Origin of the sequence: Pseudonocardia hispaniensis, from assembly GCF_042658695.1 — a bacterium.
Lineage (GTDB): Bacteria > Actinomycetota > Actinomycetes > Mycobacteriales > Pseudonocardiaceae > Pseudonocardia > Pseudonocardia hispaniensis.
Genome location: NZ_JBHSQW010000035.1, coordinates 298,987 through 311,559 on the forward strand (window position 1 = coordinate 298,987; position 12,573 = coordinate 311,559).

At 72.7% G+C, this 12,573-nt stretch carries 17 protein-coding genes; 12 read left to right on the forward strand and 5 right to left on the reverse strand.

Annotated elements, in window-relative coordinates; translation table 11 throughout:
- Position 1: 1 nt before the first annotated feature.
- The gene (locus ACFQE5_RS18445; RefSeq protein ID WP_379586685.1) at positions 2-334 is read left to right on the forward strand and encodes a rhodanese-like domain-containing protein; all 333 of its coding nucleotides are present in this window, start codon (positions 2-4) and stop codon (positions 332-334) included.
- Here ACFQE5_RS18445 and ACFQE5_RS18450 read toward each other — a convergent pair.
- Complete coding sequence (locus ACFQE5_RS18450) at positions 331-681, reverse strand: hypothetical protein (protein WP_379586686.1); 351 nt, start codon at positions 679-681, stop codon at positions 331-333. The two genes, ACFQE5_RS18445 and ACFQE5_RS18450, sit on opposite strands and share 4 nt — an antisense overlap.
- Between ACFQE5_RS18450 and ACFQE5_RS18455 the strand changes: the two genes are divergently transcribed.
- Complete coding sequence (locus tag ACFQE5_RS18455) at positions 668-1,321, forward strand: DUF4328 domain-containing protein (protein ID WP_379586687.1); 654 nt, start codon at positions 668-670, stop codon at positions 1,319-1,321. The genes ACFQE5_RS18450 and ACFQE5_RS18455 overlap by 14 nt on opposite strands.
- A complete protein-coding gene (locus ACFQE5_RS18460; RefSeq protein ID WP_379586689.1) occupies positions 1,321-2,262 on the forward strand; it encodes a DUF5926 family protein in 942 nt (313 codons plus the stop codon). Before ACFQE5_RS18455 ends, ACFQE5_RS18460 begins: the two co-directional genes overlap by 1 nt.
- Positions 2,263-2,267: 5 nt before the next feature.
- On the opposite strand, the gene ACFQE5_RS18465 is transcribed toward ACFQE5_RS18460, so the two are convergent.
- Entirely contained in the window at positions 2,268-3,059 is a 792-nt protein-coding gene (locus tag ACFQE5_RS18465; RefSeq protein WP_379586690.1) for a CPBP family intramembrane glutamic endopeptidase, read from the reverse strand.
- A 37-nt stretch (positions 3,060-3,096) separates the two neighbouring features.
- Here ACFQE5_RS18465 and ACFQE5_RS18470 point away from each other — a divergent pair, with 37 nt between their 5' ends.
- Positions 3,097-3,510: a hypothetical protein gene (locus ACFQE5_RS18470; RefSeq protein WP_379586691.1), complete on the forward strand. Its 414-nt coding sequence runs from the start codon at positions 3,097-3,099 to the stop codon at positions 3,508-3,510.
- A 12-nt stretch (positions 3,511-3,522) separates the two neighbouring features.
- Complete coding sequence (locus ACFQE5_RS18475) at positions 3,523-3,843, forward strand: DUF3817 domain-containing protein (protein WP_379586692.1); 321 nt, start codon at positions 3,523-3,525, stop codon at positions 3,841-3,843.
- A 17-nt stretch (positions 3,844-3,860) separates the two neighbouring features.
- On the opposite strand, the gene ACFQE5_RS18480 is transcribed toward ACFQE5_RS18475, so the two are convergent.
- Positions 3,861-4,646, reverse strand: coding sequence for a DUF2470 domain-containing protein (locus tag ACFQE5_RS18480; RefSeq protein ID WP_379586693.1), 786 nt, complete (start codon positions 4,644-4,646; stop codon positions 3,861-3,863).
- A 121-nt stretch (positions 4,647-4,767) separates the two neighbouring features.
- Between ACFQE5_RS18480 and ACFQE5_RS18485 the strand changes: the two genes are divergently transcribed.
- The 3 genes from ACFQE5_RS18485 to ACFQE5_RS18495 are packed head-to-tail and all read left to right on the forward strand — an operon-like array spanning position 4,768 to position 7,322.
- Positions 4,768-5,655, forward strand: a complete 888-nt coding sequence (locus tag ACFQE5_RS18485) for a hypothetical protein (RefSeq protein ID WP_379586694.1) — start codon at positions 4,768-4,770, stop codon at positions 5,653-5,655.
- A 48-nt stretch (positions 5,656-5,703) separates the two neighbouring features.
- Entirely contained in the window at positions 5,704-6,651 is a 948-nt protein-coding gene (gene pheA / locus ACFQE5_RS18490; RefSeq protein ID WP_379586695.1) for a prephenate dehydratase, read from the forward strand.
- A complete protein-coding gene (locus tag ACFQE5_RS18495) occupies positions 6,648-7,322 on the forward strand; it encodes a histidine phosphatase family protein (protein WP_379586697.1) in 675 nt (224 codons plus the stop codon). The genes pheA and ACFQE5_RS18495 overlap by 4 nt, the downstream gene beginning before the upstream one ends.
- A gap of 89 nt (positions 7,323-7,411) precedes the next feature.
- Here ACFQE5_RS18495 and ACFQE5_RS18500 read toward each other — a convergent pair whose 3' ends face one another.
- The gene (locus ACFQE5_RS18500) at positions 7,412-7,762 is read right to left on the reverse strand and encodes a metallopeptidase family protein (protein WP_379586698.1); all 351 of its coding nucleotides are present in this window, start codon (positions 7,760-7,762) and stop codon (positions 7,412-7,414) included.
- A gap of 19 nt (positions 7,763-7,781) precedes the next feature.
- Entirely contained in the window at positions 7,782-9,032 is a 1,251-nt protein-coding gene (locus tag ACFQE5_RS18505) for a septum formation family protein (RefSeq protein WP_379586699.1), read from the reverse strand.
- 127 nt (positions 9,033-9,159) lie between these two features.
- On the opposite strand from ACFQE5_RS18505, the gene ACFQE5_RS18510 reads away from it, so the two are divergent.
- From ACFQE5_RS18510 to ACFQE5_RS18525, 4 genes are all read left to right on the forward strand, one after another.
- Positions 9,160-9,759: a hypothetical protein gene (locus ACFQE5_RS18510; protein WP_379586701.1), complete on the forward strand. Its 600-nt coding sequence runs from the start codon at positions 9,160-9,162 to the stop codon at positions 9,757-9,759.
- Entirely contained in the window at positions 9,760-10,926 is a 1,167-nt protein-coding gene (locus tag ACFQE5_RS18515; protein ID WP_379586703.1) for a glutathionylspermidine synthase family protein, read from the forward strand. It abuts the gene before it with no gap.
- Between the two features lie 25 nt (positions 10,927-10,951).
- Positions 10,952-11,404, forward strand: a complete 453-nt coding sequence (locus ACFQE5_RS18520) for a DUF350 domain-containing protein (RefSeq protein WP_379586705.1) — start codon at positions 10,952-10,954, stop codon at positions 11,402-11,404.
- A 116-nt stretch (positions 11,405-11,520) separates the two neighbouring features.
- Entirely contained in the window at positions 11,521-12,333 is an 813-nt protein-coding gene (locus ACFQE5_RS18525; protein ID WP_379586707.1) for an HAD family hydrolase, read from the forward strand.
- Positions 12,334-12,573: the final 240 nt, after the last annotated feature.

Here is a 12,573-nt window from a genome sequence, read left to right on the forward strand (position 1 = left end):
CATGACCACTCCCGCCGTCCCGGCCGTCGCGGCGGCCGAGCTGCCCGCGGATGCCGCCCTGCTGGATGTCCGGGAGGCCGACGAATGGACGGCCGGGCATGCACCGACCGCCCGGCACCTGCCGATGTCGCAGCTGACCGCCAGGCTCGACGAGCTCCCCGACTCCGATCCGCTCTATGTCGTCTGCCGCTCCGGCGGCCGGTCCGCCCGTGTCGTCGCCTACCTGGCCGCCCAGGGCTATCCGGCCGTCAACGTCGACGGCGGGATGAAAGCGTGGGCCGGTCTGGGCCGGCAGATCGTGGCCGAGGGCGGCCGCGATCCGGAGATCATCTAGCGGCTCCCGGTGCCCGCCGTGCCCGCCCACCGACCGAAGCCGCTGACCTGCTCGCGGTGCGGGCGCCAGTCCTCGCCGGAGGCCGGGCCGTTCTGCCCGTACTGCGGGCGGTACCTGGCCGCCCTGCGTTGGGTGGCCGAGCCACCGCCGTCCGTCTCGCAGACACCGGCGCCGCCGCGGGCCCGGCTCCCGTACCCCGGGCCGCCGCGGTACGGGGTGCCGCCGCGGTGGGGGCTCCCGGCGCGCCCGTGGGGCGGTCCCGAGCGCTCGGCCCGGCCCAGCGTGGTCGTGGCGGTCCGATCGACCGCACAGGCCGCGACGATGCTGCTGTGGGTGACGGCGGTCATCGCGACGGTCGCGGCGGGTGCCGAGGCGTGGCGCTACGGGCTGCTGCTGGCGAGCCGCTCGGGGGCGCTGGCGGCAGGTACGGTCGCCGCGTCGGACATGGCGGTCGCCGGGGCGGGCTGGTTCGCCACCGTGCTCGGCCTGCTCGCCGGGGCCCTGGTCGTGCGCTGGTCGGTCCAGGCGCAGCAGGCGGCCGCCGCACGCGGTGGGCGCCTGCCGTCCCGCTCGGCGCGCGCGGTGGTGCTGGGCTGGGTGATCCCCGGGGTGAACCTGTCGGTGCCCGGCTCGGTGCTCGCCGAGATCGAACACGGTGCCCTCGACCGGCCGGTCGAGGGGCGGCCCCGGCCCTCCTGGCTGGTGCTGCTCTGGTGGGTGCTGTGGGTGACCGGCCTGCTGCTGGCCGCCGTCGTGCTGGCCTGGTCGTTTCGCTCCGGGGTGCAGGCGATGGCCGACGGCGTCGTGCTGCACGCCGTGCTCGACCTGGTCGCGGCGGCCACCGCCGTCGTCACCGCGCTGGTGGTGCAGCGGCTGACCCGGCTGCTCGGACCGCCGCGTGCGGTGCGTCGCGAGGTGCTGGTCGCGGTGCATCCACCGGCCACCCGGCGCTCCCGGCCGAGGAACCCGCTACGGTCGGCGTCCTGATGGCCAAGAAGACACGCAACCGGGCGTCGGTACCCGGTGAGAACCCCCGCCGTCCCTGCCCCTGTGGGTCGGGCAAGCGCTACAAGGCCTGCCACGGCAGCGGCGACGACGTGATCGTCACGCGTCCGTTCGCGGGGCTGGCCGCCGAACCCGACCTGGTGGCCATGCGCGAGTTCCTGCCCTCGGCCGTCGCACCGCTGCCGCTGCGCGAAGCGCCCGACGTCCCGGTCCTGCTCGCCACCGTGCTGCCCGGGGCGTCCGCGGCCCTGGTCCGGCCCGGCGGCGAGATCCTGCTCGCGATGCAGATGCAGACCCGCTCCGGCGACCTGTCCGCCGACCTGGCCAGGGCGTTGCGGTGGGCGCGTTCCGCGACGCCGGGGACCGCGCTGTCGGTGGTGGGGCCGGGTATCGGGGACGGCGACCCGGTGCGGCTGCAGGACATCCTCGATCCGGACGCGCCGCTGGCGCTCACGGTGCACCAGGACTTCGGATGGTGGCTCGACGACAGCGCCGGCGCGCCCGGTCCGGAGATCCAGGCGACGCTGGAGCGGGCCAACTCGGTGATCATGCCGACAGAGCCGGTCGTCGCCGCGGGCGTGCGGGCCGCGTACTGGGTCGACACCGGCACCAAGGCGCATCTGCGCTGGGTGCGCCCCGAGCCGGAGGAGGCGCTGATGGCCGCGCTGGCCCGGCTCCAGGCCCGTGGCGAGCTGGCACTCACCGAGGACACCCGCTACGCGGGCGCGTTCCGGGCACACGGCCTGGTCGTCCCGGTCTGGGATCTCGACCGTGAGCCGCATCCGAAGGAGTGGGCCGCCCCGGCCGCCGGTTTCGCCACCCGTCTCGAGGCCACCCTCGCCGGGCTCGCCGACGAGCCGTTGACCGACGCCGAGCGCCGGGCCCGCGACGCATTGCTGGGTAAGCAGATCACCCTGCGCTGATCGCCTTACGGGCGTACCAGCGCATATCCGGCAAAGGCCACGACGTCGATCAACGTGTGCGCGGCCACCAGCGCCCAGAGGCGGTTGGTGCGCTGCCAGTAGCGGCCGAACACCAGCCCCATCGCGATGTTCCCGACGAACCCGCCGAGGCCCTGGTAGAGGTGGTAGGAACCGCGCAGCACGGCGGCGGCCAGCACCGAGCGGTTCTCCGACCAGCCGAGCTGGCGCAGCCGGGTGAGCAGATAGCCGATCATGATCATCTCCTCGGCCCACCCGTTGGCCGCGGCCGCCAGGACGAGCACCGGCAGCCGCCACCAGGTGTCGTCCAGCGTCGTGGGCGCGATCGTCACGCTCACCCCGATGGCTCTGGCCAGCAGGTAGAGCCCGAGCCCGGGGACGCCGATGAGGGTGGCCAGCCCCACCGCCGCGCCGGCGTCGCGCACCGGTCTGCGGGCGTCGAGGCCGACGGCGCGCAGCGCCAGCCCACCGCGGATCAGCAGGTAGGCCCCGAGCGAGCCCCAGCCGACGAGCTGCAGGACCCGGGTGAGCTGCAGCGCGAGATCGACGAGCCCGGCCCGGGCCGCGGGCGCGTTGAGCGCCACCTGTTGCTCGTTGAGCGGGATCGGCGCCAGCAGTGCGTCCACCAGCGACAAGCCGCCGCGCAGGGCCGACAGCCCCAGGGTTACCGTCAGAACGACGAGAATTTCGGTGATGACGAGTCGCCGCAGCGCCGGGTCGTCGATCACAGGGACGGCGGCCCGCGGGGGAGCCAGCCACCTGCGGAGGCCGTCGGTCACGTTCGGTGACGTTACCGGCCAGCGTACCCTGGGCGTCGTGCGACAGCTGATCCTCTCCCCACGGTGGATCGCCTGGCACCTGCTGACGCTCGGCGCGATGGCCACCTGCGGCTGGCTGGCCGCGTGGCAGTGGGGCAAGGCCGGATCCGCGATGGGCTCGGCCCTCAATGTGGGTTACGGCCTGCAATGGCCGGTCTTCGCGGTGTTCTTCGGGTACATGTGGTGGCGGTTCCTGCGCCTTGAGGTGCGACGGCTGGAGAGCCTGGCCGGGGACGTTCCGGCGGAGATCGAGGTGCCCGAGCCGGACCTGCCCGCGCCGCGCCGGGTGGACCCGGCGTCGTCGCCGTTCGGGATCCGCAGCGCGCCCGCGCCGTCGGTCACCGAGGACGAAGACCCGGAGCTTGCCGCATACAACCGGATGCTGGCCCGGCTTGCCCAGCAGGAAGAGTGAGGAAGGTCGAGAGTGTCCGTCGCGATCGCCCTGCGCGCCTACCGGGTCGCAGCCTGGGTCACCGGTATCGGGCTGCTGTTGCTGACGTTCTATGCGATCCCGATGAAGTACCTCTTCGACGACCCACGCCCGGTCGCGGTGATCGGCATGATGCACGGCTTCCTGTACATGATCTACATCGTGTGCACGCTGATCCTCGCCGAGCGCTGTCGGTGGAAGCCGCTGCGCGCGCTGGTGGTGCTGCTCGCCGGGACGATCCCGATCGCGTCCTTCGTTGCCGAGCGCAAGGTCACCCGGCACGTTCAGGAGACCGCCCGCGCCGCGACGGCCTAGCCCCGGCCCGGTCTCGGCTATCGGCCCGTGCCGAGGCCCCGGAACGGGCAGCCCACCAGCAGCCCGAACTGCCGCCGCAGCTGGTCGGCGGTGCTGGCCGGCTGCGGCCATGCGATCCGGACGTCGTGGTCGTCGGTCGGGGTTTCGACCCGCAGCCGGAGCCCGCAGCGGTCCACCCCGAGGGGACGAACCCGCGCGCCCGCGAGGGAGCGCAGTGCGGGCGGCAGATGCCGGGCCAGCGCCAGGAACGTCTCGGGGTGGGACTCCTCCAGGTGGCGCAGCCAGTCCCGCTCCAGCCGGCAGAACGGGTCCGGCTGCGCCGCGGCGAGCTCGACGGGGGTGAGCGCCGCGGTGCCCTCGGCGTCGGAGAGCACGGCGGAGTTGGGGTCGAGCCGCACGAGCGTGGCCCCGCGGCCCAGGTCCAGCAGCCGGGGGTCCGGGTGGATCTCGGCGACGGTCAGCGCGGACCGGCGCGCGGCGGCCGGGTCCGGGATGCGCAGCCAGCCGCTGATCCACAGCAGCCCACGCACCGGTTCCCGCAGGTCGACCGGCGCCCGATCGGTGATCTCGAGCATCGCCGGAAGCTCTCCGCGGGCGGCACCGCGGATGTGTTCGAGGAAGGGGACGTGGTCGTCGAGCAGTAGCGTCGCGGAGCCGTCGGCCGCCACATGGTGCACTGCCACGGCGACCGGTGCGGGTGTTCCGGTGCCGACGATCGAGACGCCGTCACTTCGGGCCGCGAGGCTGCGGGCGCGCTCTGCGGCCGTGGGTGCCTGCGGGCGTCGGATCCGGGTGGTTCCCAACGGTGCACCTCCAAATTAGGTGAGGCTAAGTTATCTTTCCGGTCCGGTCCTGTCCAGGACGGAGCCGCCCGGACTTACCCGATGTGAGATGGAGGTAAGCGACCGGTTAGCGTCTCGTCCCGTGACGACGGAGCCTTCGGAACGTTCAGCCGGGCCCTGGTCGATCCCTCCGCTGTTCGCTGAACTGGTCGACGACATCGGCCTGCTGCTGCCCCGGATGCTCACCCCGGGGATCGATGCGGTGGTCGCTCGCTACCTCTCGGCCCGGGACGGCCGATACGGCGGCATCGTCGGCCAGCTGGTGTGCCCGGTCTCGCGACTGTCCGCGTTGGTCGCCGAGCTCGCCCGATCGGCGCCGAACCGTCCCGTCGACCTCTCGCTCGTCGTCGACACCGGGCTCGGGGCGGTACCCAAAGCCCTGTCCATGGTGTTGTCCCGGTCCAGCCTGCTGACCCCGCGCACCGTGGAGACGGCCGCGCCCCCCGACGTCGACGGGGTCTGGCTCGAACGGGTCTCGGAGTTCGTCCCCGAGGACGTCGTCCCGGTCGTCGAGCCGCGGCGGCCGCTGAGCGGCGACCCCGCCGAGATCGACGGGTGGCTCGACGCGGTGCGTCGGGTGGCCGAGAACGGCTGCGCCCCCAAGCTGCGCTGCGGTGGGCCCCGCCCGTCCGACATCCCGAGCGTCCCGGAGGTGGGGCGGTTCATCCAGGTTGTGGTCGAGGCCGGATGCGGGTTCACCGTTCTCGGGGTGAGCCAGGTCGTGCGTCGGGCCGAGGAAGACGGTGCTGAGCACGGGATCGTGAACCTGCTCGTCGCGGTCGCCCGGGCCCTGCGCTCGGGTGATGTCGTCGACGCCCTGCGCTGCACCGATGGCGAGTCGCTGGCCCAGGAGCTCGCGGGCCTGTCCGAGCGGACGGTCCGCGGGGTGCGCGGGCTCCTCTCGCGGTGCGGCACCGACCTGGAGCCGGCACCCGCGGACGCCTTCGCCGGACTCGGCCTGCTTGCCTGACGCACCGAGCGCATGTCGGTTCCACCACCCCGGCTAGAGTCGCCAGGCGTGGCCAAACTGGCGTTTCTCGGTCCGCCCGGGACCTTCACCGAGCAGGCGCTGCGGTCGCTGCCCGAGTCACGCGACGCCGAGCTCATGCCGTGCGCAGGCAATCCAGCGGTGCTGGCGGCCATCCGCGAAGGCAGGGCCGACGCCGGATGCGTGCCCATCGAGAACAGCGTCGAGGGCGCCGTACCGCCCGTGCTCGACGGGCTGGTCGAGGACCCCCCGCTGGTGATCGTGCGGGAGACGCTGCTCGCCGTGCGATTCGCCCTGCTCGTGCGGGCCGGGACGACCGCCGCCGACATCGGCACCGTCGCCTCACATCCGCACGGCATCGCCCAGACCCGAGGCTGGATCGCCCGCACGTTTCCCGACGCGGAGATCGTGCTGTCCACCTCGACCTCGGAGGCCGCGGCGCAGGTCGCTCGCGGCGAGGTCGATGCCGCCGTGTCCGCGCCGGTCGCCGCCGAGCAGCACGGCCTCGAGGTGTTCGCCGGCGACATCGCCGACAATCCCGGCGCCGTCACCCGGTTCGTGCTGGTGGCCCCGCCCGGCCCCCCGCCCCCGCGCACCGGGCACGACCGCACGACGCTGGCCGCGACCACGGAGAACCGGCCGGGCTCACTGCTCGGGTTGCTGACCGAGCTCGCGGTGCGCGGTATCGACCTGACCCGCATCGAGTCGCGGCCGATCAAGGACCGGCATGCGGAGTACTGGTTCCACCTCGACTGCGGCGGACATGTCGCCGAGCCCGCAATGGGAGAGGCCCTCGCCGCGCTCCACCGGCGGTGCACCGAGGTGCGTTTCCTCGGCTCCTATCCGCGCGCCGCGGGTTCGGCGGGTCCGGCGGTGGGATCGGGAGCGCCCGCGGTTCCGTTGAGCGTGGCGGGCGAGGCGGAGTTCGCCGCGGCGGAGGCATGGCTGGCGGCGTTGCGGACCGGGGGCTGTGCATGAGCGACAAGCTGGACACGGGGGTTGACGGGCTGCGGCTGGTGCTGGTGCGCCATGGCCAGACCGATGCCAACGTGCGCCGCGAGCTGGACACCGTTCCGCCCGGTTCGCCGCTCAACGCGCTGGGGCTGCAGCAGGCCGCGTCGGTCGCCAAGGTGCTCGCGGACTGGCCGGTACGGGCGGTCTACGCCTCACGCGCCATCCGGGCCCAGCAGACCGCGGCGCCGGTGGCCGCGGCGCACCGACTCGGGGTGAGCGTCCTGGACGGGGTGCACGAGGTGTTCGTCGGCGAGCTGGAGGGGCGTTCGGACGAACTGGCCCGCACCGCGTTCGACGAGGTCTATGACGCATGGTGGGGTGGCGACCTGGACCGCCGGCTGCCCGGCGGGGAGTCCGCGCTCGACCTGCGGGGCCGGTTTCTGCCCGCGGTCGAATGGATCGCGGCCCGCAACAACGGGGAGTGCGGGGCGGTGGTGCTGGTCAGCCACGGCGCCGCCATCCGGCTCGCGGCTGCGGCGCTGCTCGGCGAGACGGCCGAGACGCAGTACGTGCCGAACACCGGACGGGTCGTGCTGGCCCATGACCACGGCTCACCCACCGGCTGGAGCCTGTCGCACTGGGACAGCGGACCGCCGCTGAGCGGTGACGTCACCGCCGGTGCAACCCCGGCCTGAACCCGCGGACTCCGCCGCCCAGGCCACCGGCGCGTGATGGAGCCGTGGTGCGGTGGGTCAGGGGCGGCCTGCGCGGAAGCGACGGGTTCTCAGCCCCAGCCGAGGCGGTGCAGGGTCTCCTCGTCGATCCCGAAGTGGTGGGCCACCTCGTGCACCACTGTGATCGCAACCTCCTCGACCACCGAATCCTCGTCGGGGCAGATGTCCAGGATCGCGTCCTGGTAGATCGTGATCCGGTCGGGTAGTACGCCGCCGTAGGAGCTCGTGCGTTCGGTGAGCGCGATGCCCTCGTAGAGGCCGAGCAGGCCCGGGTCGTGCTCGTTACGGTCCGCAACGAGCACGACCACGTTGTCCATCGCCGCGGTGAGCGTGGCCGGGATCGAGTCCAGGGCGTCGGACACCAGTTCCTCGAACCGGTGACGCGACATCGAGATCCCCATCCCGCGAGTCTGGCCGATCTCAGCTGGCTCCGCGCACCGGCACCCCCGGAACCGGCTCGGGAAGCGCCGACGTCGCGAGCGGGTTGGACGACGGCTGTGACGCCGGTGGACTGGAGGGACCGGGGGGCGCCGGGGTCGGCTCGACCGTGGGCTCGACCGGTGCCGGCGCGGTGGACGCGGGGACACCGGGCTGCGGGGTGTTCGTCGCGGGCGGTGCCGGCTCCTCACCGACGGTCACGTCGCCCTTGACCGGCCCGGTGACCGGGGCGAAGCCGCTGCGGTCGGGCAGGAGCGCGGCCAGGTTGCAGTTGACGCGCCGGGTACCGGCCTTCCAGGACTCCTCGGTGAGGTTGTCCCAGTAGACGGTCAGCTTCTTCTTGCTGATCACCTCGGGGCTGCCCGCGTACTCGCCCGCGATCCGGGTGCACGCGGGCTGCAGGAACGCGTCCTGATCTGCGACGGTCGGAAACGCGTCGGGGAACTTCGTCGAGAGGTCGACGATGCCCACCGTCTCCACCGCGTGCGGCCCGGCGCACGAGACCGGATCGCCGATGGTGCGCCCGTCGATGGCCAGGCAGGTGCCCGGCTCGTGCACCGCGGACTGGTCCTGGGCGGCGACCTTGCCGGTGATCGGATACAGCGCCCCCGAACGCGACGCACTCTGGAGCCCGCACCGCAGCTCGCGGTCGCCGTCGGCCCACTTGCTGGGGGCCGGTTTCAGCGCGCCGACCCGGAACCGGCCGGTGGGGTCGTACCGTCCGTCGAGATAGCTGAGCACGACCGGGGTGCACTGTTCGTTGACGAGCGCACGCCAGCCGCCCGCGTCGGGCAGCGTGGTCTGGGTGGCCAGCTGCACCGTTCCGGCCTGCTCGAACAGATGCGGCTGGGCGCAGTCGACGACCGTGGTGTCGGCGGCGTCCGGCCGGTTCCAGTTCAGGCAGGTGCCCGGCGTGGTGGGGGGCGGCGGGATCTCGGCCAGTCGCTCCGCCTCCGTCGGTTCCGGGACCGGCAGGGCGGCGAACGAGCCGAGCACCGGCACCGTTGTGTTGCCGAAGCGGTCCAGCGTCGCGACGCAGAGCATGATCAACGCTCCGGTCAGTACGCCGACGACGATGCGGCGGGCAGGGTGAACGGGAGTACGTCGCGGTCCGCCGGGCGCCGGGAGGGAGCGCAGCGCCTGGGGACCGTCACCGGGGGAGCGGCCGGGAGCAGCTGGGGGGCGCTGTCTCTCCGGCGCGGCGAACAGGTTGGCCATGGCGATTGTCATCATGCCGTTACCTCGAACGAGGTCCGTCGGTGGTGGCGGTTCCGGCGGCCATCGGTCGCTCCGGTGCTGCGAGCGACCTCCGTTTCGTCGCGTCCACCCGGGCTGTAGCGTGCGCGCCTGGGGGTGAGCGATGAGCGAGAGCGACGAGCGCAACGGCCCGGGTGGCGAGCTGCCGTCCGACCGACCGCAGGACCAGCCCGAGCGCCCCGGCCGGATGCGCTTCCAGGACGAGACCACCGTCCCCCGTGAACCCACGCTCGCCGAACGCCGGGCGCGCCAGCAGGCCGAGCGCCGCGCCCGCGAGGAGGCCGCCGCCAAGCTCGCCGCGGACACGGCGAGTCGCACGAAGCGCAAGCGCGTCCTCATCGGTACCGGGGTGACGGTGGGCGTGGTCGCGCTCATCGCCGTCGGCTACTCCGTGGCGAACTCGGGGCGCAGCGTCGAGGCGCGCTGCGTCGACGAGAACAATGTCGTCGTCGACGACAGCAACTGCGTGACACCCGCGTCGAGCACCACCTATCACTCCGGCGGCGGATTCTTCCCGATCTTCATCGGCGCCGGCGGCCGGCAGTACCACTACAACTACGGAGGCACCGGCAGCATCGGCCAGGTGGCGAGCGGCGGCAGCACCGCGCAGCCGAGGAACGCGACGGTGAAGACACCGTCCGGGAAGACCATCTCGCGTGGCGGCCTCGGGGTCTCCAGCGGCGGATCGAAGAGCGGGTCGTAGATGCGTCGCGAGACCGGGGCCCCGCGCCCGGACTGGGAGAAGCGGGTCGCCGAGCAGGGCATGGTGTACGGGACGCCGGGGCGCGGGGTCGGTGGCGCCGCCCGACCGTACTGGGACGAGTCGGTGCACTACGTCTTCGAGATGGACGAGGTCCTCTCGCTCGAGGCCGACGTGGAGTTGCTGCACTCGATGTGCCTCGAGGCCGTCGACCACGTCGTGACCACCGAGCGGTTCCGCGACTTCGCGCTGCCCGAATGGTCCTGGCAGAAGATCGCGGACTCGTGGCGCCGCCACGACCCGCACATCTACGGGCGTTTCGACCTGCGCTACGACGGCGGCGGCCCGGCGAAGCTGCTGGAGTACAACGCCGACACGCCGACCACGCTGCTGGAGGCGTCGATCCTGCAGTGGCACTGGCTGGGGGACACCCATCCCGGCGACGACCAGTGGAACTCCCTGCACGAGAAGCTCGTCGAGCGCTGGGCGGAGATTCGGGGCGGGCTGCCGAGCTCCGAGGTGTATTTCACCTGGTCGAGCTCGGACACCACGGGCGAGGACCACCTGACCGTCGGCTACCTGCAGGAGACGGCCGCCGAGGCCGGTCTCGACACCGTCGGACTGGCCATCGAGGACATCGGCTGGGACGCCGCGCTCGACCGGTTCGTCGACCTCGAGGAAGCCCCGATGTCGACGGTGTTCAAGCTCTACCCCTGGGAGTGGGTGCTCACCGACGAGTTCGGCAAGCATGTGGTGCGCAGCCTGCCCGAGACGCTGTGGCTCGAGCCGCTGTGGAAGGCGCTGCTGTCGAACAAGGCGCTGCTCGCGGTGCTGTGGGAGATGTACCCCGGCCACCCCAACCTGCTGCCCGCCTACCTGGACGACCCCGGGCTGCTCACCGAGTACGTCCGCAAGCCGCGGCTGGGGCGGGAGGGCGCCAACATCTCGATCGTCTCGCCGGGCAGCGAGGTCGCCACCGGCGGCGTGTACGGCGAGGAAGGCTACGTCTACCAGCTGTTCGACCCGTTGCCGGAGTTCGACGGGTTCCGGCCCGCGCTCGGCGCCTGGATCGTCGGGGACACCTCGGCCGGGCTGGGCATCCGCGAGACGGTGGGGCTGGTGACCGACGACGGCGCGGCGTTCGTCCCGCACCGCATCCCCAACTCCTGACGCTCCCCACACCTGGAGGATCACCGTGACGACCCTGCTGGCCCTCGTGCCGGGGTACTTCGCCAACGTCGGCCGCGGCGTCGGCGCGATCCTGCTGTATGCGCTGATCGGGCTGCTGCTGATGCTGCTCGGCTTCTACGCCATCGACCTGACGACGCCGGGCAAGCTCAACCGGATGGTCCGGGCCGGGCTGCCCAACTCCATCATCGTCACCGCGGCCGGCATGGTGAGCATGGCGTTCATCGTGGTGACGGCCATCTGGAGCGCCTCGGGCGCGCTCGCCGAGGGCCTGCTCGCGGCTCTGATCTTCGGCTTCGTCGGCATCGTCGCGCAGGTGGCGGCGGTCCGGCTGCTGGAGTGGGTGACCGGCATCGACATCGGGGCGGTGCTCGCGGCACCCGATGTCAAGCCGCAGGCCTTCGTCGTCGGGGCGGCGCATCTGGCGCTGGGCCTCGTCGTCGCCGTCGCCATCATCTAGCCCGCGAGTCGGGGTATTTCCGCGACCGAGTCGCTGGATTTCCGCGATCCGCAGGCACCGGCTGGCCCGCGCGGAACCACGTATCCTGGTGACATGATCGGCGGACGGCGTTAGGAGTGCAGGCACCTCGGTTGGTAGCCACGGACGTGGACGGCACCCTGCTCGACAACAACGAGCGGGTCAGTGTGCGGGCCGCGGCGGTGGTCGGCAGGCTGACGGCGGCCGGTGTCGGGTTCGTGCTGGTCACGGGGCGCCCGCCGCGGTGGATTCCGCCGGTCGTCGCGCAACTCGGAGTGGTCCGCCTCGCGGTCTGTGCGAACGGTGCCGTGCTCTACGACGCGGTCGAGGACCGGGTGCGGTGGGCCCACCAGATCCCGCCGGGAACGCTGGCCGATCTCGCCGCCGCGGCCGCCGAGGCGCTGCCGGGATGCGGGCTCGCGGTCGAGCGGGTGGGCACCGGCGCATTCGACGATGTGGCGGCGCAGTTCGTCGCCGAACCCGACTACCAGCACGCCTGGCCCAACCCGGACAACGCCAGCGTCTCGCGTTCGGAGTTGCTGGCCCGCCCCGCGGTCAAGCTGCTGATCCGGGTACCGGAGATGACCAGCGGCGAGATGGTCGCGGCGCTGCGCCCGCTGGTCGGCGACGCGGTCGATCTCACCTTCTCCAACCCCCGGGGGCTGGTCGAGGCCTCGCCGCCGGGGATCACCAAGGCGACCGGGCTGGCCGAGGTCGCACAGGAGACGCGGATCGAGAACGAGGCCGTCATCGCCTTCGGCGATATGCCCAACGACCTGGAGATGCTGCGCTGGGCCGGGCACGGGGTCGCGATGGGCAACGCTCACCCGGTGCTGTTCGACGTCGCCGACGAGGTGACCGCGTCCAACGAGGAGGACGGGCTCGCGCTGGTTCTGGAGCGTTGGTTCTGAGACCGTTCGCGGCCGCCCGGCACGGGGTCGCGAGGCGTTGACCTCTCCCGCGTAGCATCGCCCGACGGAACCCACCGACGACCGCGCCCGCCGTCGCTCGCGCAGGCGCTCAGGAGGCCCTACACCGTGGCCGAGCCCGCCGTCCGACATGGTCTCGCCGTCCCAGCCCCGTCCGGGCATCCGATTTCCGCGCCGGTCCCCGGTCCGCCGCCTCCGCCCGAAACCGACCGTGCTTTCGAG

What these genes read in the sequence shown, in the direction of transcription:
- ACFQE5_RS18445 (WP_379586685.1), top strand. Translation starts at nt 2, where the DNA reads ATGACCACTCCCGCCGTCCCGGCCGTCGCGGCGGCCGAGCTGCCCGCG.
- ACFQE5_RS18450 (WP_379586686.1), bottom strand. Translation starts at nt 681, where the DNA reads ATGACCGCCGTCACCCACAGCAGCATCGTCGCGGCCTGTGCGGTCGAT.
- ACFQE5_RS18460 (WP_379586689.1), top strand. Translation starts at nt 1,321, where the DNA reads ATGGCCAAGAAGACACGCAACCGGGCGTCGGTACCCGGTGAGAACCCC.
- ACFQE5_RS18495 (WP_379586697.1), top strand. Translation starts at nt 6,648, where the DNA reads ATGAGCGACAAGCTGGACACGGGGGTTGACGGGCTGCGGCTGGTGCTG.
- ACFQE5_RS18500 (WP_379586698.1), bottom strand. Translation starts at nt 7,762, where the DNA reads ATGGGGATCTCGATGTCGCGTCACCGGTTCGAGGAACTGGTGTCCGAC.
- ACFQE5_RS18505 (WP_379586699.1), bottom strand. Translation starts at nt 9,032, where the DNA reads ATGATGACAATCGCCATGGCCAACCTGTTCGCCGCGCCGGAGAGACAG.
- ACFQE5_RS18510 (WP_379586701.1), top strand. Translation starts at nt 9,160, where the DNA reads ATGAGCGAGAGCGACGAGCGCAACGGCCCGGGTGGCGAGCTGCCGTCC.
- ACFQE5_RS18515 (WP_379586703.1), top strand. Translation starts at nt 9,760, where the DNA reads ATGCGTCGCGAGACCGGGGCCCCGCGCCCGGACTGGGAGAAGCGGGTC.